The sequence below is a fragment of the Dolichospermum sp. LEGE 00240 genome (assembly GCF_015207875.1).
Taxonomy (GTDB): Bacteria; Cyanobacteriota; Cyanobacteriia; order Cyanobacteriales; family Nostocaceae; genus Dolichospermum; species Dolichospermum gracile.
The window spans coordinates 77,654-97,922 of sequence record NZ_JADEVZ010000002.1 but is presented as its reverse complement, the minus strand read 5'-3'; the positions used below and the strand labels follow the sequence as shown (position 1 = coordinate 97,922).

Annotated in this window: 15 protein-coding genes and 1 CRISPR repeat array; of the genes, 6 read left to right on the top strand and 9 right to left on the bottom strand. The window is 37.6% G+C overall.

Annotated features, from left to right (window positions below; translation table 11 throughout):
- Nucleotides 1-157: 157 nt before the first annotated feature.
- From IQ226_RS00425 to csx18, 9 genes are all read right to left on the bottom strand, one after another.
- Nucleotides 158-1,684, bottom strand: a complete 1,527-nt coding sequence (locus tag IQ226_RS00425) for a hypothetical protein (RefSeq protein ID WP_193890711.1) — start codon at nucleotides 1,682-1,684, stop codon at nucleotides 158-160.
- Nucleotides 1,681-3,663 carry a type III-B CRISPR module RAMP protein Cmr6 gene (cmr6, locus tag IQ226_RS00420; protein WP_096669044.1) on the bottom strand — a complete coding sequence of 661 codons (1,983 nt, stop codon included), beginning with the start codon at nucleotides 3,661-3,663 and terminating at the stop codon, nucleotides 1,681-1,683. Before cmr6 ends, IQ226_RS00425 begins: the two co-directional genes overlap by 4 nt.
- 4 nt (nucleotides 3,664-3,667) lie before the next feature.
- Nucleotides 3,668-4,063: a hypothetical protein gene (locus IQ226_RS00415; protein WP_096669046.1), complete on the bottom strand. Its 396-nt coding sequence runs from the start codon at nucleotides 4,061-4,063 to the stop codon at nucleotides 3,668-3,670.
- A 123-nt stretch (nucleotides 4,064-4,186) separates the two neighbouring features.
- On the bottom strand, nucleotides 4,187-4,978 hold the full coding sequence (cmr4, locus tag IQ226_RS00410) for a type III-B CRISPR module RAMP protein Cmr4 (protein ID WP_096669047.1): 792 nt from the start codon (nucleotides 4,976-4,978) through the stop codon (nucleotides 4,187-4,189).
- Nucleotides 4,978-6,132 (bottom strand): type III-B CRISPR module-associated Cmr3 family protein, encoded by a 1,155-nt coding sequence (locus IQ226_RS00405; protein WP_193890709.1) that lies wholly within the window; start codon nucleotides 6,130-6,132, stop codon nucleotides 4,978-4,980. Before IQ226_RS00405 ends, cmr4 begins: the two co-directional genes overlap by 1 nt.
- Entirely contained in the window at nucleotides 6,132-9,239 is a 3,108-nt protein-coding gene (cas10, locus tag IQ226_RS00400) for a type III-B CRISPR-associated protein Cas10/Cmr2 (protein WP_193890707.1), read from the bottom strand. Before cas10 ends, IQ226_RS00405 begins: the two co-directional genes overlap by 1 nt.
- Before the next feature lie 307 nt (nucleotides 9,240-9,546).
- A CRISPR array of direct repeats spans nucleotides 9,547-11,845; the repeat unit is 36 nt; unit sequence GTTTCCATTCAATTAATATCCCCAGCGAGTGGGAAT.
- Between the two features lie 208 nt (nucleotides 11,846-12,053).
- Entirely contained in the window at nucleotides 12,054-12,335 is a 282-nt protein-coding gene (gene cas2, locus IQ226_RS00395) for a CRISPR-associated endonuclease Cas2 (RefSeq protein WP_193890705.1), read from the bottom strand.
- Nucleotides 12,336-12,344: 9 nt separating this feature from the next.
- Nucleotides 12,345-13,337, bottom strand: coding sequence for a CRISPR-associated endonuclease Cas1 (gene cas1, locus IQ226_RS00390; protein ID WP_193890703.1), 993 nt, complete (start codon nucleotides 13,335-13,337; stop codon nucleotides 12,345-12,347).
- Between the two features lie 14 nt (nucleotides 13,338-13,351).
- The gene (csx18, locus tag IQ226_RS00385; protein WP_193890701.1) at nucleotides 13,352-13,627 is read right to left on the bottom strand and encodes a CRISPR-associated protein Csx18; all 276 of its coding nucleotides are present in this window, start codon (nucleotides 13,625-13,627) and stop codon (nucleotides 13,352-13,354) included.
- A gap of 215 nt (nucleotides 13,628-13,842) precedes the next feature.
- On the opposite strand from csx18, the gene IQ226_RS00380 reads away from it, so the two are divergent.
- From IQ226_RS00380 to IQ226_RS00355, 6 genes are all read left to right on the top strand, one after another.
- Nucleotides 13,843-15,030, top strand: a complete 1,188-nt coding sequence (locus IQ226_RS00380) for a YafY family protein (RefSeq protein ID WP_193890699.1) — start codon at nucleotides 13,843-13,845, stop codon at nucleotides 15,028-15,030.
- Nucleotides 15,031-15,198: 168 nt separating this feature from the next.
- On the top strand, nucleotides 15,199-17,286 hold the full coding sequence (locus IQ226_RS00375; protein ID WP_193890696.1) for an S-layer homology domain-containing protein: 2,088 nt from the start codon (nucleotides 15,199-15,201) through the stop codon (nucleotides 17,284-17,286).
- A gap of 94 nt (nucleotides 17,287-17,380) precedes the next feature.
- On the top strand, nucleotides 17,381-18,094 hold the full coding sequence (locus tag IQ226_RS00370) for a hypothetical protein (protein ID WP_228039166.1): 714 nt from the start codon (nucleotides 17,381-17,383) through the stop codon (nucleotides 18,092-18,094).
- Nucleotides 18,095-18,422: 328 nt separating this feature from the next.
- Nucleotides 18,423-19,460 carry a thiamine phosphate synthase gene (locus IQ226_RS00365; protein WP_193890690.1) on the top strand — a complete coding sequence of 346 codons (1,038 nt, stop codon included), beginning with the start codon at nucleotides 18,423-18,425 and terminating at the stop codon, nucleotides 19,458-19,460.
- 120 nt (nucleotides 19,461-19,580) lie between these two features.
- Nucleotides 19,581-19,793 carry a type II toxin-antitoxin system HicB family antitoxin gene (locus tag IQ226_RS00360; RefSeq protein WP_370567054.1) on the top strand — a complete coding sequence of 71 codons (213 nt, stop codon included), beginning with the start codon at nucleotides 19,581-19,583 and terminating at the stop codon, nucleotides 19,791-19,793.
- A gap of 132 nt (nucleotides 19,794-19,925) precedes the next feature.
- Complete coding sequence (locus IQ226_RS00355; protein ID WP_370567053.1) at nucleotides 19,926-20,159, top strand: type II toxin-antitoxin system HicA family toxin; 234 nt, start codon at nucleotides 19,926-19,928, stop codon at nucleotides 20,157-20,159.
- Nucleotides 20,160-20,269 lie beyond the last annotated feature (110 nt).

Here is a 20,269-nt window from a genome sequence, read left to right as displayed (position 1 = left end):
TCAAAAACATGAGTTTTTTCTGTTCCCTCTGAATTTAGCAGGATTTTTGAAGCTTTTGTTGCATCAACTTCATAGCAATAGGTGAAGGTTGAAAATGCCTATTTTCCCAACGGTTAACTGTTTGGCTTTGATGTATGGGCGATCGCTCAATTATTGGTTAAATTGTATCTTCTAAGTATTGCAATCCCCATTGATACAAAGAGCGCATTAATAGATTGTTGAGATTGGGGGGAGTGCTAACTTTCTTGAGTAGTTCCATCATCAGCTTTTTAATGATTTGTGGTGTTGTTGGTATCTTAACTCCGTCAAATCCATTGTTAGCCCAAAGATAGCCAATTTTCGTTGAAGTTATAGATTCGCCATCATGAATAATTGTGTTGCGCTTTTTCCTAATATCGGCCATTAATTTTGACCATTTATTATCTTCTTTGAATTTATTGTAAATACACCAACCTTGCATTAATTCTGCTAGACTTGGTTCATCTTTATTACTTACTATCCAACCTTTAGCAGTCCAATTTTGGGCTGTTGATTGAATATACAATAATTGTTCTAAAAGTTGGACAAACTGAATAAATGCAGTGGTGTAATTTTCTCGGTTTAGAGAAAGTTCTAAGATAATTGTTGATTCCCAAAGTTTGCTAAGATTATCAGTCTGTATTTTTTGGATTTGATTTTTCCAATTGATGATTTTTTCTGAATCAGTTATTTTACTAACATCATTACAACCTATCCAATCTTTGAGTTTTTGGTGAAAATCATGATTAGATTCCCAGTTACTATATTGTGCTAAAAAACCAGCTAATTTATATAATACTGAATGACGACTTTCATGAACTTTTAGCCAAATTTGGGCTTCCGAAAAATCCCCTCTTTCCCAAGCTGATTTAATCTTTACTTTTTCTAACGCCCAGAAATATTTACTCATAGTAATAAGTTGAAAATTCTGGGAATGATTAGCAGTAACTAAACCATTTTCTAAGGTGGTAAAAAATTCCTTTGGTTCATCGGGACTAGCATTAAATACTTTATATTGACGGACTAAAGCTGCTGCACAAATTTCTACATTAGAAGCAATTACAGGGGTACATCCTTTAGTTTGAATCCAGAGAACAAACTCTTGATTTTTGTTAGCATTGATAGCTTCTTTCAAAACCAGGTGTTCTAATTCTTCTCGAATTTCATCACTATTACCAGCATTAATTTTTGGGGCGTGAACATCAACTCTAATATCAGGGAATAAACTTTTAATTTTTCCTTTCATTAATTCTGCTAACCATAAAGTATCTAATCGGCGAAAGTTCCAGGTAATACTTTCCGGTTGGTCTGTTCCCCATAGGATAATATGTTTTAAGCCTTGTTTTACTCCTCCTGCAATGACAGTTTTATCTAACAATAATTCGACATTACTAAAATCACCACCTAACCATACTTGACAGTAATCATAATATCTTTGACCTAAATCTCGACCACTCCAGGGATAGGTTTTACGATCTTGGTCTTGATGTTTACCCCGTTCTATTCCTAGTTCTTGATAGAGTTCGTTGATATGTGGAGGATAACTAATATTACCATCTGCACCAAAGGAACGGATAAGACCATCTTTACACCGCCAGCCTATTTGTCGAGTTCCTATGGTAATGATGAGGGTGCTAACTTGATTTGTGTTATTTGTTGTTGTCATAGTGGGAAGATTTGAACTTTACTTTGTAATGTTTCTAAATATTTTCGGCGTGGATTTTCATTAGCACCAAATACTGTTACTACTTGGTAATTTCCTAAATTTGCAATCCATACAGGGGAAGGAATAACCTTATTACCTTGAGTTTTACCGCAAAGATTACCGTCATAATTATTATTAAATTTTAGTTCATCACTATGTAAAACTGATAGGGCATAAGATTTACCGAATTTTTCGTCTCCAGAACATACAAAGATGCGACAATTTGCGTCTATTGCTTCTGTCCATTGGTTATTTCTAACTATTCCACAAGTTCTTAATTGTCCAGAATTAAAATTAACACCTAAGGTTTGTAATGCTTCATAAAAATTCCTGATTTTAGTTTTGAATAATTCTTGAAATTGTTTAGTATTATCTGGTAATGTCCAAAAATTATCATCACTTTCAGTAATTAAATTACAGCCACGATACCAAGGAGGACGGGGAGGATTACGATTTTTTCGAGAATATAATGGTCTTCTTGCACCTTGACCAATACCACCCAAATGAAACATTAACCAGGTGAGATTTTTTATTAATTTCTCTAAGTTCTGTTTTTGAGACTGGGGAATTTCCGGTGAATAGTTTAATGTGAGTATTCCTGATTGTTCACCAAAATCATCGTTTTGATTTGTAGCATTATCTCTAATAGTTTTTCCTTCTAATACTCTGACCATTAACCAGCCATATTGTTTACTAGGATTGATCCCTCCAAAGATTTTATTTTCCCATTCTTGAACTTGTGTAGGTTCTAAAACCCCTAATGCAAAGGTTCTAAACCAATAACGTAACATTGATTTAAAGGCTACCGGGCGGACTTCTGAAGTAGCTATATTGTCAGTTCTTAACTTACCATTATTATCAGTTCTAAATCTACCATCATTTCCCCTTTGATAAGGTTGGTTAACATTTCTAAACCTCTGTCTACCATGTATTAACTGGCCTTCTATAACAAATTCAACTCTAAAGAATTCATGATTCTTCTCAAGTTTTCCTGCGGGATTTAATTGACCATAACCAGTGTTAACTTGAGAACCTACACCAGCTTGTAAACCTTTGATTAACCACTGTTTGACTTGTTCTAATATATCGTTATCCTGGCAGTTACTAGCTAATCTTAACCCAATCACAAACATGGGCTTTTCTAAACTGAAAAATGGGTTAGGATTGGGGCTATATTTAGGTGTATTATTGGCTGAATTATTATCCCATTGCCAAATATTATTAGCTATATCCACAGCTAATACATTTTGATTTTGATTCGGTAAAGGATAAGCGTCTAAGAATACAACTTTACCCGCTTGATTGGCTTTATCTTGAGTTTCTACTGAACCAAAATAGGAGGCAATTTGTTTTTCTGCTTCTTGCCATTCAATCTTGTCTTTAGCCATGATTTCCCTAATGGCTTGGGTTCTGGCTACACCCCGTAAGCTGCTAGAGGGAATATAAGGAATACCCAAAGCATCAAAAGCGGGTAATAAAATACTTTCTGGTCCTCTATGTCCTCCTACTCTAATTCTCCAAGGACATTGAACTTTAAAACTTTTTTGGGCTATTAATTCAGTACGTTTTGTTAGTTGTTGTAATCGCTGGGAATATTTTGACCCTTGTTCGGCCATTTGTAATATTTGTACCTTAGTGGAGTCTTTATAATCATGATTGGGCGATAGCGAAGCGCTGCTGCAAGCAGTTCGCATCCAACGGAGATATTCTACAAAACTGGCTTCTGGATGTGGTTGAGGTGGGTTATCTGGATTCAACCAGGGAGACGGGATAGGAGGCTGATTATTACCACCACCATGACCACCAGGATTACCATTGCCGCGACCATTATCACCCACAGGAACGTTAATTACTTTTCTGGGTCTGTTTACATCTGGTGTGGTAGGTGCAGGTGGTTGAGGTCTTCTAGGTTGATTGGTTTGAGGTCTTTCAAATACCATAATTTTATTCTCCTTCAATACCTGCGTAAATTGCAGTAGCCCAAAAACTAAATTCTTGTGCTAAAGCTAATCCCAAACCTGTGATACCTAAATATTCATCTGTGTTAAGATTTTTTAGTGTTGTTAAACCTTGTTGTCCAGATAAATTTTGTGTTTCTGAAATAGTTTGCAAACATTCAAAGAATTTTTGTACTACTTGTCTTTTACCCATCATGCCATCAGGTAATGCCATTTCCTCGGCTTTTAATCGCATTATTCCCCAAGTAGAAAGATAGGTATAAAGTTCCACTGCTTGACTTTTTTGTTGTTTTAAACGAGTGTCATCTTGACGGTGTAAATTGCGTAAATTATTTAAAGCGTCATAAGTTGGTGTGGCAATGGTTCTAGGGTCAAATGTCATATTAATTTCCTTTTTCTGACTACACTTTTACAGACTAAAAATCTTTTTTACACAGGAAATTATCGTTTTCATCCTGGACATCCTGATATGGCTTACGCCACGCTTTGCTATCAGACAAATTTTCTAATTCTCTTTAGCAGTTGACATCCACTGTTGCACAAAACCCCGTCCTAAACTTTCTTGTCCGCCAATTTGTAATATTTCCTTGTCTGCTAATAAAGTTTTAAAATCTTGATAGGATTGTTGTGATTTTCCATTAGCTTGTGATGTAATTCCCCAAGGTAAATACATTAATGTATCCGGTGGAATTGCTTCCTCATAACGGAAACCACCATTTACAGATTTATGTTCATCGAGTTTAATTTTTACCTGTCTCCATAAACTCATTTGAATTAATGTGGCACAGTGTTTATCAGGTAAAACCAATAACCGATTTATAGAAACTGTAGCATCACCTTTTGGTACAAATTGTTGTAAATTCTGTCCTGGTTGTAATTGATTTTTTGGGATAATTGCATCCTTTAAATAAACCGGAGAATTATTATTAAAGTTACAACTGTATTCTACAGGTATGGGTAATTTACCTCCTTGTAAACGTTGCCAACGTTGTAATAAAAGGGGACAACTAACCCAAACTACACTATGACTTAATGATGGTACTGGCAACCATAATATAGAAGCGTCACCAATCCAAATATTACCCTGTTCTAGTTGTCCATCTTGTAAATCATTGCCAAATAGTTGATATTTTTGGTCTTTATCTGTAGCTAGTGAACGGACTTTACCACGAACTGTACTAGAAGGAATATAGGGTAAATTAGTATGAGATTCACGGGCAATTCCTAATAAATTACCTTCCTGAGTTGTGCCACCTGTATGTAATGGTGAAAGTAGATATAAATAAATGTATTCCATTATGATTTCTCCTCACTTTTTCCTTGATATTTAATCCACAACATTTCTGAATAACCCAATTGTCGCCAATTGTTTACACGGTTTTTTTTATAATTTGGTAAAATTTCTGTATCCTGAAACAACCCTTGAGGTTTTTCCAAGTAGTACAATGTCCCCGGTGGTGCAGCAAAAACTTGGGGTGCAGTAATGCTTTTTGTAATGCTTTTTGTATTGTCTTCTTTCTCCCTAATTCTACAACTAATTGGTACTGGTTTATCTGTGGACATACTCACAAAAATACCGTCTTTGAGTTTCCATTCCCAGGGATAAGGACGACATAAGGAAACTTTTTGATTATGCTTATTTGTGTGCGGTCTTTCAAAAACTCCAGGAGTAACTAGATAAGCTATTGATTTGGTATCAGCTTGAAAATTACTATCTGAAATATTTTGTAATTCTTGCCATTGTTCCCCCAATTCTGGACAAGATTCTACTATGACCCTGTGTCCTTCTCCTCCTAATCTGATTGTTGCAGGTGTTGTAATTTCGTGATTAATGCCTATGGCAAAACTCCAATTTTTATGTAGTCTAATAGCATTTTCTACAAAGTAACCATCGGCATCTTTAACTTGTTTTGTTCCCGGTTCAATACTATTATGAGAACGGGTTTCTATTGTCCAGGGTTTATTTTCGTGAGTACCATCAGCTACAGTCCAACAATGTTTATCAATTTTCCCGGTTTTTAAATATTCCTTAACAACACAGGATGGTAAATATTGTCTAAATTCAGGGCTTTGTTCTTTGCCAGAATTATAGTTTTCTTCCTCATCTTCATCTTTACTATTATGAGGTCTAACTAATGGACAAGGTTGAGTTTTACCCCATAAAGCATTATGTATATGAGATTTGGTTTCCCAAGTTAAAGGTACAAGTTGTGTAGAACCCACAAACCCTAACGGACGCGGAAGATATAGGGTATTTTCTGTGTTTTCATAGCAGAGGAACGGACCAACTATATTAAATGTTTCTTTTCCTAATAAACCCCGTAATGCACCAGCTATAGTATGACCATTAGGAGGAAATATACTACCAGCCCATGCCCTTTCTTGTGGTGAAAATGGTTTAGCATCTCTTAACATTAAAATATCTAATGGTGTGAGTTTGTACCAATACATTAATTCTCACCTCCTACTTTTATATCACGGTTACGTTTGACAAATGCCGCTAGTTTTAACCAACTTTGGATTTCATTATCTAGTTGTTTGGTTTCGGTAGTAATAAACAACGCTGTGAAAAAGTCCGCTAACTGTTTTTGAAACTTTGTTTTTAAGATTGAATTTTCATCATTTTGAAATTGGTCACGTCTAGCACAAAATGCCTTTGTCCAAGATACAATAGCTTCTAAACTCGGTGCGGGGTGTTGACTCCATAAACTCGCAGCTTGTTCAAATATCGCACTTTCTAAATCATTTGTGATTAATTGCTGCCATTCAGAAAAAACATCGAATTTAGCAGTGGATTTTAAGGTATTACCGTTTCCGTAAAGTACCCGCACTTGTACAGCGTCTTTTTTATTAAAACAGGCTTTTTCTCCATGTTTTTCAGTTGGTATGAGGCAACTATGATGATATTCGTGTTTTTTCGCTGCGTCTTCCGCTTCCCACAGGCTTTCTAAAGCTATTGCTAAGGGTACAGAATGATGGGCAATTATGATACCAAAACTAATTGTAGCCGTGCTACCCATTGTAAATAATGGACGGTCAACTAAACCAACTTTTTCACCATCATCTTTTAAATATTTCCAATAATCACCATCATTACTAAACTCTTTTTCTTCACGGGGGTCTTTTGCACCTTTAAAACATTGACGGATATCCCATAACCATTTATCCCATTCCCAGAGATTTGTATAGGCTAAAACGTCATCACCACCACCATAAATTAATCTACCTGCATAACGGTTTTGTGTCAAATAGGGAACTAATTGATTAGAAAAGTCTAATAACGCGCGACTTAATGCACTGTGGGTACTAGGTCCCATGCGTTTTTGGATTTCTAAAAACTTTGGAAAGTTAGTTAATGTAACTTTTTCCTGAAAACCATCAGGAATATATTCCCGGTAGAGTTTCATTTTTGAACCCTTTAACCATTCACTCATACTATCACCATCACCTGCTGCTAATACATACCAATCTGATGGATTATTCTTAGGATAGTATTCGGTAATTATCTTTTGAATGTCTTCACGATAATCACGTTTTTTGGCAATGATTTGTTTTCTAATTACCTCCTTATTTTCTTCCTTAGCTTTCTCCAATTGTATTTGTAATATTTTTAATTCTGGAGTTTGTAAATCCTCTACTAACCAGCCAGCATTTAACAAGCGACAATGATATTTTTGAGACTCTGAACTATCTATCCAAGGAATACCCCATTTTTTGTACATTTGGTCAATTATTGTTTTGGTACTGGGAAATGCCTTGATTATTGCTTCACAAGCATAATCAAAATTTTCTTGTTGTTTTGTTTGATTAACTCTTAAATATCCAGCAACTCCAGAAGTTAAATCTGGATAAGATGCTGCAATATCTTCTTTTTTTATGCCTAATAAATCAGGCAAAATTTCATGCAAACAACGTTTGACAACTTCCGTAGCGTTTAATTGTTCTGTTCCATCAAAAAAACCTGCATCATGTTTTTCCCATGATTCCTTTTTTTCCCATGATTCCTTAGTATCACCTTCTGTTATCCAGTCTTTTCCATCTTTACCAGGACTGACAACTGGACCAATACCAGAAATAGTCGAACGGGGTCCAAAGGCTGTGGGAAGTTCCCAATTTCTAGCATTTTTAACAGATGCTAAACTAGCGCGGGTTGCGTCGAAAATATAACCCCACCATGAACCTATATTAGCACTAAATCCCCTTTTATATATCTGTTTACGAATTTGATAAGATTCTTGTAATAAATCTTTTTCTTGTTCTTTGAAAAGCTGATTTTTATTGTTGATTAAATTGTAAGTTTCATTTTGTGCTTTTGACCAGTTTTCAAATTCTTGATTTTTGTTTTTGTTAGCAGAACATTTAAACTCTTCTTCTGGTTTACCTATGGGTAATGCTGTCCAGTAAACTTGCCATTGGGATTTTAACCAACCTTGCCAACTATTATCATCTGGTTTTAATTCTCTCATCCAATGACGTTTATCATGCAATTCTTTGAATACTAAATCCCCCACTTTTAACCATTCTTTTAACAAGGTTTGTTGGGCTGTTTGCATTGCTGCTTGTACTTTGCCTTCTGGTAATACCAATACTATTACATTAGGAAAACCAGCAGTTAATAATGATTCTGATGATTTTTTTTCTGGTGTTTCTTTATTAATAAATTGGGCAAAGTCTGGATATTGTTGTAATAACCAATGGTCAATTAATGGTTGTTGATATAAACTAGGATAAAGTAAGGTATCTGGTCCATATTGATTGGCTAGTTGCCAACAAACTTTAGCTGATAAATAATGTAATAACCAAGAACCTGCCCAAAAATCCCGCATTTTGCGACTAGATTTAATTAGTTCCTGTACTGGACTAAAACTAAATACTGCTAAATAAGGATGAGAAACTGCTTTACCTCTTGGCCAGTTTTTAATTTCATCTAATGTTAAATCATATCCAGCAAAACCACCAGCTAAGGCTGATGTCATACTTACATGACTCCAAATAGAAGCATCGGGAATCCTGGTTTCTGCTGGCATTAACATTAAAGAACTATCTTCAAATAAATCACAGGTTGCTTGAGGTAAACAACGCCATAACCACCAATATAATTGTTTAATCTTGGGTATATTTTCTTGAATATCTTCTCGTAAGTGTTCAGGAATTTTTGCAATTAGTTCATTTTCTTTAGGAAATAAAAAATCTGCACGTTTACCATTGATTAATTCTTGGTGAAAATTAACTTTAAAATCTTGTTTTGCACCAGATAGTAAATGTCTAATTTCTAATCCCTTTTCAGGGTTGTTACCTTCTGCATAGTTTATAAATTCCGTAGTACCACCAATGGCGGATCTATCACTTGCTGAAGCAACATGATCTGCTAATAGGATATTTGCTAATGCTTTACCACAAGAATCATCGGGGGTTTTGCCAATTTCAACCCAAGCTTTCATTACTTCTAGTTGTTTATAGAAGCTATTTTTACCCCGTCCGCTATTGTCATGTAATGCCTTTAATACAGGGTCATGTAATAACCCCCAAATCTTAGCCCGCCAATATTCTGCCGTCATCGGTAGATCCCCTGTGTAGCTTATAGATGAATTATAAGAGCGCGATTCAGTGTTTGTCTAGGAATCTAAAATATCTCAAGATTTTTGTAAGGTTTTCTCTAACTCTTACTCTGTAAGCTTTTTCTCATTTTGAGAGTTTTATTACAAATATTTTCTTGTCTTTGACATGGGTTCTTGTTTATGCAGCTATCAAGTTACAGCGTTTCCCTTACCAAACATTGATAGTTAAAATTTACTGATTCTCAAAATATCAGTAAATATTTTATTATGTATTTATATATACTGCCGATGATCGCCTCCCTCCCCTGTTTCTATTCGATTAATATCCCCAGCGAGTGGGAATATTGAATCTAAATAGGTATCTGTTTCAGGATTAAAGTGTTTCCATTCAATTAATATCCCCAGCGAGTGGGAATAAGAAAGACAAGTAATAGTGACAGATATTTTGGTTAATTTGGTTTCCATTCAATTAATATCCCCAGCGAGTGGGAATCTCGTTTTGGTGGAACTCCAAAGACGGTACAGCCTGGTTTCCATTCAATTAATATCCCCAGCGAGTGGGAATAGATAAGGAGAAGAAATTTTATATCAAAGACGAGGTGTGTTTCCATTCAATTAATATCCCCAGCGAGTGGGAATTCTATCTTGTTTACCGTCAATAGTGCCGATTTGTGTTGTTTCCATTCAATTAATATCCCCAGCGAGTGGGAATTATGAAGATCACACTAGTTTGTTAAGAATTCAATTTGTTTCCATTCAATTAATATCCCCAGCGAGTGGGAATTAAGAATACCAAACATAAGCGTAACACTGGGGTTAAGTTTCCATTCAATTAATATCCCCAGCGAGTGGGAATAATCAACTTCACGGCATTTGTTTTCAGCATCAAGTTTCCATTCAATTAATATCCCCAGCGAGTGGGAATACAACAACACATTCGATAACTTTGGATCTGTTAACTGTTTCCATTCAATTAATATCCCCAGCGAGTGGGAATACTATCGTAGTGATAATTTTGGAGATAGAAAAATAAAGGTTTCCATTCAATTAATATCCCCAGCGAGTGGGAATGGTAAACATGATGATCTGCTCGATTCCTGTCAAGTTTCCATTCAATTAATATCCCCAGCGAGTGGGAATAACAATATCCTGTTGCGTGACTATTTTTTCTACCTGTTTGTGTTTCCATTCAATTAATATCCCCAGCGAGTGGGAATTAGACTCATTTTTCTAACTTTAACATTACATAACTAAAGGATTGTTTCCATTCAATTAATATCCCCAGCGAGTGGGAATTAATAACTGGAAATCATTATGGGAATTAAGTAAGGAGTTTCCATTCAATTAATATCCCCAGCGAGTGGGAATTCTAATTGAGTTTCTTCATCAAACAACTTAACTTGCGTTTCCATTCAATTAATATCCCCAGCGAGTGGGAATGAAAGTTGACTGGGAAAACAAAACCGCCGAGATAGATGTTTCCATTCAATTAATATCCCCAGCGAGTGGGAATTATCTTATTAAGAATTACAAGATAACTGAGTTAAGAAGTTTCCATTCAATTAATATCCCCAGCGAGTGGGAATAAAATTAATTGGGAAGATAAAACCGCCGAGATAGATTTGTTTCCATTCAATTAATATCCCCAGCGAGTGGGAATTAAGGATTAAAACATGAATACTAATAATAAGAAAACGTTTCCATTCAATTAATATCCCCAGCGAGTGGGAATGCATTAGGTTACACACCTGTTGAAAATCCAATTGGGGTTTCCATTCAATTAATATCCCCAGCGAGTGGGAATAACCTGATCATACTCATCAATTGAATATGAAACAAGCGTTTCCATTCAATTAATATCCCCAGCGAGTGGGAATTAATGCAGGTAACGTACTAATACCAGATCCTAAGATAGTTTCCATTCAATTAATATCCCCAGCGAGTGGGAATTAAGTTAATAATATTAGTGACCTAAGTTATGTCAAGTTTCCATTCAATTAATATCCCCAGCGAGTGGGAATGATAAAGGTAACGACATTGGATTACCTTCTGAAAAAAGTTTCCATTCAATTAATATCCCCAGCGAGTGGGAATCATGCTTGGCTGTTGGAGCTAAAAATAAACAATGAGTTTCCATTCAATTAATATCCCCAGCGAGTGGGAATTGGAAGGTATAAGGTTGCGCCCCTTCTTAACTATCGTTTCCATTCAATTAATATCCCCAGCGAGTGGGAATGTAAATATCACGATTCGCTAACTTCAAAAGTGAATGATATTAAGGTTTCCATTCAATTAATATCCCCAGCGAGTGGGAATTACTTAACTGATTATGAAGATCACACTAGCTTATTGTTTCCATTCAATTAATATCCCCAGCGAGTGGGAATGTGAATTACTATCCCGTTTTAATCACCCATTATGTGAGTTTCCATTCAATTAATATCCCCAGCGAGTGGGAATACTACTGTAACTAACGTTAGCACGACTAACAAAAACCTAGTTTCCATTCAATTAATATCCCCAGCGAGTGGGAATACGTAGTCGGTTACAAAGCGGCTTTTCATAATCCCGTTTCCATTCAATTAATATCCCCAGCGAGTGGGAATCCCTTCATTTTAACTCCTTACTGTGCAAAGAGTCTAGACCCACTTTCCGAAGGTCAGCAAAAAGCACCGCCAACCAGCCCACAAAACGACCATTAAAAACCGCGTAACCCTTACCCAATAAGCAACCGAAGTTCACAACCATAAAATCAACACTTCAGCGATTTTCCCTAAACCATAGCTAACGCCACACTACGCTGTTGGAAACAAACTAAATAATAATTGAACTAGGTGGTTCAATCACAGGTATTCCCACACCCCAAGTTTCCACCTGAGATAGAGTATGTCGAGACAAAGGATAAAACCTAACATTATCTTCTTCTAACTTCAGCTTTTTCCTCAACTGACGACGTAAATCCTGGTATTTTTCTGTACCTAACTGGCATTCAAACACAGAATACTGTACACGCTGTCCATAACCTTCCAATAAATCAGCTACTTTTTTGCGCCGTTTATTACAGGGAATATCATAAGCGATCACATACAAAAACATAACATAATTTTAGTCAATTCGATAGGGTTGATAATGATGACTAGGATTATAAACAAACTGTTTAAAAGCCCTCACCTGTTTAGTTAATAAATCCCATTTTGGTTGTTTAATTTCCTCATCAGTTTGTATTTCTTCAGACATCCTTTGTAAAAACGCCCGAAGAAATTTCTTTCTTCCCGCATCATTCAAATAACAGCCACCATTTTTAAACTCAAAATCAGCTTCAGCATTAATAATTTTGCGATTAATTAACCACATCACCAAAGAATCTATAAGTGGGGCGCGAAACTCCTCAATTAAATCAGAAGCCAAGGCGGCATGACCATCATGAGCCTGATGTAAACAAGCATAATAAGGATCAAGTCCTTGAATTTCAATTAACGCCAATAAATGATTCCAAAGCACTTGATAACCAAAACTGAGCATGGCATTGACTGGGTTTCCTGGAGGACGACGACTCCGACCGGAAAACACAAAATCAGGGTTTGTTAAACATTCACTAAAAGCCGAAAAATATTGAGCCGCCCCCGCACCTTCAAACCCCATTAACCGTTCTAAATTATCAGCCTGTGCTACTTGGTCAGCTAGATAATCTAAACTTTGTAAAACCCGTTCTAAAAGCTCCGATTCCTTTTTTTTCCTTTGTCTTCGCAACAACACCCTGCTATTTTTCAACTTACCTTTAATCATAGCTCTAGCAGTAATCAACTTTTCTACAGGAGATAATTGCTGTTGATAACGTGATAACTGCCGATATCCCCTAGAAATGGGTAAAATTCTGCCATAGCAATAACCCATGCGTGATAAGTAAGCAATAGGAATATCTCGCCATAAACAAGCACGAATAACTTGGGTTGTTAATTGGGATTTCCCAAAGATCAGAATTTGCTCTAACAGAGGTAGCTGGACTTCAGCATAAATAGTTTCCCCTTGTTTAACTAGCAAAGTTTCTTTTTGTAAACACACATAGCAATTCTGCTCAGAAACATAAAGAGTTTGCATGAAATTATCAATTATTAACGCCACCAACGTTGTAAATTAGACTTCTTAGGAGAAGAATATTCACCCTTTCCAGAAGATGTTAATTCTGCATTCTGTTCCGGTTCCAACCACAAAACAACTCTATCGGCTGCACTGGCAACTATATAAGTAGCGACAGCAACTAGCATAGTATTAATAATTACTGCTGCTAAACCTAAAGGTGCAATCAACAAAATCACTAAAGTAATACCACCATTAACAGTAGATATAGAAACATTTCTGACAGTGGCAGAACGTCGAGAAATATACATGGTGCTAAAAAGACTGACTTCAAAGTAATGATGTTGACTACCATAACCGCAGAATTAGCCAAAAGCTAGAAAAAGGTTATAAACTCAATTATTATAGTTATCTTCCCTAAAGCAATATTGACAATGCCTACAGCCAATTTCTATTAGCATTCTAAATATTTTCTTTTTGCACTGAGATTAATTTACTATAAATTCCTACCAGTGATTCCTTTACCATGGCTAAAAAACCTACTCATCCTTACACAGAACGTTTAGCATTTGAACGTTTATTACTGTTAATTGCTACCTTACTCAAATATCCAGGTATAGGTAGTCCTGATTTTCTGGACTCTAGTAATCATGAAAATCATGATGCAATTAGTTCTGTGAAAGTATATCTGCAAAAATTAGCAGCAGAATTAGATATAGAATTACCCGCAGAATATCCAGCAATTCCGACATTACGCAAAGATTTAGAAACCCTGAGACGCTACGCTATTCTTGATCGGCGAATGTATCGTTGGGGATATTATTTAGGTACTGGTGCGCTTTCTATCGCAGAATTAAAAGTAGCATTTAATGCTTTAGCCTCCCAAGCTCAATATCAAGGTGATGCCCAAGCTAGACGCATTCATGAAACTCTGAGTAAAAGATTACGTGGGTTAGATATGGAACTCAAGGGTGATTTTTTTTATCCTACTCGGCAACATCTTAACCGGGCTATTATTCATACTGACCCGGAAGAAATGATAACTCAGGGAGCAACCCGCGATACATTATTTCATCAATTACCATTATTAGAAAAAGCTATTAGCAAGGGAGAAGCTATTGAAATTTCTCGTAGTAATGACTTTTATGGTTTTAATAGAACTGGACGGATACAGGTTTTTCCTCTACAACTAATTTACCATGATATTGCTTGGTATTTACTGTATGAATATTGTGAAAATTCCCATTTAGCAATAGGAAGATTAAATCGGTTTAATAATTATTGTAAATTACTGAAAATGCTACCACGGGGTTTAGAAAAACAAAGAGAAAGTTTAGTTACAGCATACAAACTACTAGAAAATGGCTGGGGTTTAAATTTAGGCGACCCAGAACCTCAAAAATTGGAAATAGCAGGAAATCTCAAATTTATTCAAGTAACAGTGCGTTTTTTTCCACCAATATCAGCATTTATTTTAGAAGGGGAACGTCGTCATCCTCACCAAAAAATTACCACTGGATTCATTGATCAAACAGGGCAACATACTTATATAGAATATGCCGTAGATTTACCACCTCGGTCTTTAAATGAATTTAGTCGCTGGGTTTATCGTTATATGGACAAAGCAGAAGTATTATCTCCCCCTCAATTAGTAGAACAACATCGCCAATCTGCACAAGCTTTAATTGACCGCTATTTTCATGCAGATAGGTAAATCTCCTAAGTAGATAAACAGAAAAAACCGTAGACGCGGAGCGGCTTCTCGAAGAGTAATATGTAACGAAAAGTAAAGTTGCCCAAAACCTCTTCCGTCTTCCTGATTGTGCTAAAAATATGGTTAATTATGGATGTCACCATTAAAACCCTGCTCGTTTAAAAATTTATGGTTAATTCTAGTCTTGTTGCCACACTCTATGTTAATCCTGTGACAGGAAACAATGCTAATACTGGTTCTCGTTCTGATCCCCTCAAAACCATTACCCGCGCCCTTAAACAAGCAAAAACATCAACAATTATTCAGTTAGCCGGTGGAACTTATAGCACGGCCAATGGTGAAGTATTTCCCTTAGTCATTGCACCGGGAGTATTAGTAGTAGGAAATGAAGCCAATAAAGGTCAGGAAACGATTATTACTGGCAGTGGGGAATATCAAAGCCCTAGTTTTGGAATACAGAATATTACATTACTCTTACTCGGTGATGCCAGTCTTTTAGGTGTGACAGTGATTAATCCTGGAAGCAAAGGGACTGGGGCGTGGATTGAATCATCAATACCGACTGTAGCTAATAGTACATTTAAGGACTGTACCAGAGAAGGCATCTTCATTACCGGTAATAGCAAACCGGGGATTGTGGATAATTTATTTATTAATAGTAAAGTTTGTGGGTTGGTCATAGCCAAGAATAGTAAAGGAGAAGTGCTGCGGAATGTATTTCAAAATAATGCTTTAGGCATAGCCATTAGTGACTTTGCCGCCCCTTTAGTCGCCAATAACCAACTTTCAGGTAATGGGACAGCGATCGCCCTATCTCGTGATGCTAAACCAGTATTACGGCGAAATCTGATCACCAGCAATACCCAAGGCGGTCTGTTAATCGCCGGTAATGCCATTCCCGATTTAGGCAGTCCCCAAGACCCCGCCGACAACATTTTTCGAGAACAAGGTAAATTCGATTTACAAAATGTCACAGAGCAAAAAATTATCTCCGTCGGTAATCAATTAAGCGTTCCCCAGGTAATTGGGGCCATAGATTTCATCGCTGCTACCGCTGACACCCCCAGTCAAATCGGAGTTAGCAGTAGATTTGCTGACTTAGAAGGACATTGGGCGGCCGCCTTCGTCGAAGCCTTAGTCAGTAAAGAGATTATTAGCGGGTTTCCCGACGGCACTTTTCAACCAGCCACACCCATTACTCGCGCCCAATATGCAGCTTTAATAACAAAGACATTCCAACTACCGGAAAGTAATCAACTCAATAAATTTAAAGATGTTAAATCCGACTTTTGGGCTGCCAAAGCCATAGCCAGTGCCTCCGATAGAGGCTTTTTGAAAGGCTTTCCCGATGGTACATTTCGACCCGGAAATAACATCACCAAAATTCAAGCACTAGTCTCCATTGTCAACGGTTTAAACTTGAGTGGTGGTAATCCTAACGTTTTAATGGTATACCGCGATCGCGTCCAAATTCCCAGCTACGCTACCAATGCCACCACCGTAGCTACACAAAAATTATTAGTCGTTAATTATCCCCAACCAGATCAATTAGAACCACTGCGAGAAATTACCCGCGCAGAAATCGCAGTCCTAATTTATCAGGCATTGGTCGCCACCGGTCAAGAAAATCCCCTCCCCTCCGCCTATATTGTCAAACCAGAGACAGAGATTCCCTCTTTTTCCGATATTGTTGGTCATTGGGCAGAACCATTTATTCGGGCATTAGTTAGTATGAACTTAACCCAGGGTTTTGCTGATGGCACATACCAACCAGATCAAGCCATGAGCCGCGCTCAATATACAGCTTTAATTGCTGCCGCCTTTAATCCCCCAGCCAAACGTCCGTCCCCAGAATTTACAGACATAGCCAAGGATTTTTGGGCAGCTAACGCCATTGAAATCGCCGCCAGAGGGGGTTTTGTGGGCGGATTTAGCGATCGCACCTTCCGTCCTACCCAAAACGTCCAACGGCTGCAAGTCATCGTCTCCCTGGTCAACGGACTGGGACTTGTGGCAACTGCTCAAAAAACCTTAACCTACATTGACCAAGAGAAAATTCCCGAATACGCCCGCACAGCCGTTACCATCGCCACCCAGCAAAAAATTATTGTTAATTATCCCGACCCCAATTTACTCGCACCAACCAGAGAAGCCACCCGTGCCGAAGTTGCTGCAATGGTGTATCAGGCATTAGTCGCCAGTCAACGCACAAAAGTTATTAACTCACCTTATATTGTTTTGCATATCAGCAATTGACAAGTAGAATGGAAAACACTGCCTATCACTTTTGCTGCTGGTGAAAAAACACTCATGTAGCTAAAAGTACGTTAGACTAGATGCGATGGGTGCAATGTTTATACCTATTGCCTATAACTCACAGCCCATGTTAACAACAGCCCCGGTCACTCAAACTTTCGCACCTCCTGCCGAACTAGCAGCTAAGTTATTAACTCACTACAGCTTTGATCTCAACGGATACAATGCCAGTGAGTTGATTAGCCAATGGCAATCCGAATATCCTCTGCATTGGTTACACTTGGCAGTTATTGAAGCTTTGTATCAAGGTCGTTATAAAGCCGTATCTGTACAGCAAATCCTCACCTTTTGGCGACGAAAGGGCGAGACAACCTACCATTTCAACATGGAATTTGAGCGCATGATTTGTAGCAAATTCCCTGAACGGCTCACTTCTGGGTCTCTACAAGTTTTACCACCCACTAAACAGGAAATCAGGATGGAAGAATATAAAAATCTTCGTCTATTACCTGCTCCAGTGAGTTACAAGTATCAAATAAATAAGAATTTACAACCAATAGAAGAAAACCGAGACTATGCTCCAAAAAGCCTAGGACCAGTGCCTTCTTTTGGGCAATTAACCGGAAATATCAGACAAAAGCAAGTTATTGAGGAAATTTCACCCCCACCAGCCCAACCGTTGACGATCCCAGCAACAGCCAATCATCCCCCTATTGGTCAGTTTATGCCCCAAAAGTGCGATCGCACCGAATCCTTCACCTCCAAACTCAAATCTATGACTAGTGAAAGATTGGAGTTGGTATTTTAGTCAGTTGTCAGTTGTTCGTTGTTTGACCAATCACCAATCGCTTTATTGTTAATATGGGAATGTCAAGAACTAATTAACGGGTAAATAAATTTTTCCTTCTTCCTTCTTCCTTCGCGCTCTTTGCGTCCTTCGTGGTTCATTTCTTCTTTATCCGTCCTAGCCCTCACAGATAACTTTTTCAGCAAGCCCTATATAGTGGCATTTCCACGATGTTACGGGGATCTTGACAAATTGACCGCGATTAGTTAGCAAATATTTAATAATCAAAATATTAAAATATGAATCAAGCTGGCTATTACTATAAAAACATTAAAAATGAGGTTTTGTAATGGTTTCAGCCCATAGTCACACACAACAAACTGTTTATCGCATTTTAGATGCTAATTTAGATCGCGCTCGTGAAGGGTTGCGAATTATTGAAGAATGGTGTCGGTTTGGTTTAAGTAATTCCCAGTTTTCAGGTATATGTAAACACTTGCGCCAAGAGTTGGGAGCTTGGCATACGGCAGAAATCCGCGCAGCCCGCGATACACCAGGTGATCCAGGAACGGATTTAAGTCACCCCCAAGAGGAACAACGGGCTGATATTACATCGCTATTACAGGCTAATTTTTGCCGTGTGCAGGAAGCATTGCGGGTATTAGAAGAGTATGGCAAGCTTTATCACGAAAATATGGGAGGGGCTTGTAAGCAAATGCGTTATCAGGTTTATACCCTAGAAAGTAATTTGCTGGGTTATCAGCGTCATCAGTTATTATGGCGATCGCATTTATATCTGGTAACATCTCCTACAGATAATTTATTCGCCATTGCCGAAGCAGCCCTTCAAGGGGGTTTAACTCTGTTACAGTATCGGGAAAAGACCGCTGATGATTTAGTCCGCTTAGAACGGGCGACAAAACTGCGGGAATTATGTCACCATTACGGTGCTTTATTCATTATTAATGATCGGGTAGATTTGGCTTTGGCGGTGGATGCTGATGGTGTCCATTTGGGACAACAGGATATGCCCATTGCTGTAGCGCGTCAATTACTAGGAAGTCAGCGCATCATCGGACGCTCTACCACAAATCCCCAAGAAATGCAAGGGGCAATTGCCGAAGGAGCAGATTATATTGGTGTGGGACCTGTGTATGAAACACCGACAAAAGCGGGTAAAGCCGCAGCGGGGTTAGAATATGTGAAGTATGTTTCCCAAAATTGTCAAATTCCCTGGTTTGCGATTGGGGGAATAGATATGAGTAATTTGAATGATGTGATGAATGCAGGAGCGCAACGAGTAGCTGTAGTGCGATCGCTCATCGAATCAGATCAACCTACCCTAGCAACTCAGTATTTTCTTTCCCAACTGCACCGAATTAAATAGAAAAGAAGAAAAATCGGATTAAACAAAGGGATACTATTAAAGCACTTTCTGATGTTATGAAGTACGGTTTTTATCACAAAACCCGTAGGGGCGCAGGGCCTGCGCCCTCCATCATATATCATGAGAACGAGAATTGCTGTAATATATAATTGTTTAGATCATCACCTTCAAACCATCAAAATAAAAGTCATTATTCACAAAGAAGAAACAGGTTACTGGGCAGAAGTTCCTGCTATTCCTGGTTGTGCTACCCAGGGAGATACTTTTGAAGAATTACTACAAAATATATATGAAGCCGTTGAAGGTTGTTTACTCGTTGATGTTGATTCATGAGAACTGGATGAATCTGCTCAAATATTAGAAATTGCTGTATGAAATCAATTTCCGGAAAAAATTTGGCTAAAGTATTAAGTAGGTTGGCGTTGAAAATTGTCGTTATGGCAAGGCAAGAGGCAAGAGGCAAGAGTGAAGAGGGTTTGGGCGATTTTACGTTTCTTTACACAGTTTGGTTTTATTGTGTTCACCTACTTAGAGTCTCAAGGATGGCAACTTCTCCGCATTAATGGTAGCCATCATATCTACGGTAAATCCGATAATCCAGCCCGAATTTCTGTTCCTATTCATGGGAATCAATCACTAAAACCTGGACTATTACGGCATTTTCTAAAAGTAGCTAATCTCAGTGAAGATGATATTTAATATTCTCAGTAAATGTATTTAAAGGTTTTGAGAATTGGTGATAAAATCCCTATTGCATCCTAGACATCCTGATTCTGACTAGATTATTATTTTTATAACTCTTAAATTCA

Excerpts from the sequence above, each read along its gene's own strand:
- IQ226_RS00425 (WP_193890711.1), bottom strand. The coding sequence starts at position 1,684 with ATGACAACAACAAATAACACAAATCAAGTTAGCACCCTCATCATTACC.
- cas2 (WP_193890705.1), bottom strand. The coding sequence starts at position 12,335 with ATGTTTTTGTATGTGATCGCTTATGATATTCCCTGTAATAAACGGCGC.
- IQ226_RS00360 (WP_370567054.1), top strand. The coding sequence starts at position 19,581 with ATGAGAACGAGAATTGCTGTAATATATAATTGTTTAGATCATCACCTT.
- IQ226_RS00415 (WP_096669046.1), bottom strand. The coding sequence starts at position 4,063 with ATGACATTTGACCCTAGAACCATTGCCACACCAACTTATGACGCTTTA.
- IQ226_RS00365 (WP_193890690.1), top strand. The coding sequence starts at position 18,423 with ATGGTTTCAGCCCATAGTCACACACAACAAACTGTTTATCGCATTTTA.
- IQ226_RS00380 (WP_193890699.1), top strand. The coding sequence starts at position 13,843 with ATGGCTAAAAAACCTACTCATCCTTACACAGAACGTTTAGCATTTGAA.
- IQ226_RS00405 (WP_193890709.1), bottom strand. The coding sequence starts at position 6,132 with ATGTATTGGTACAAACTCACACCATTAGATATTTTAATGTTAAGAGAT.
- cas10 (WP_193890707.1), bottom strand. The coding sequence starts at position 9,239 with ATGACGGCAGAATATTGGCGGGCTAAGATTTGGGGGTTATTACATGAC.
- csx18 (WP_193890701.1), bottom strand. The coding sequence starts at position 13,627 with ATGTATATTTCTCGACGTTCTGCCACTGTCAGAAATGTTTCTATATCT.
- cmr4 (WP_096669047.1), bottom strand. The coding sequence starts at position 4,978 with ATGGAATACATTTATTTATATCTACTTTCACCATTACATACAGGTGGC.
- cmr6 (WP_096669044.1), bottom strand. The coding sequence starts at position 3,663 with ATGGTATTTGAAAGACCTCAAACCAATCAACCTAGAAGACCTCAACCA.
- IQ226_RS00375 (WP_193890696.1), top strand. The coding sequence starts at position 15,199 with ATGGTTAATTCTAGTCTTGTTGCCACACTCTATGTTAATCCTGTGACA.
- cas1 (WP_193890703.1), bottom strand. The coding sequence starts at position 13,337 with ATGCAAACTCTTTATGTTTCTGAGCAGAATTGCTATGTGTGTTTACAA.
- IQ226_RS00370 (WP_228039166.1), top strand. The coding sequence starts at position 17,381 with ATGTTTATACCTATTGCCTATAACTCACAGCCCATGTTAACAACAGCC.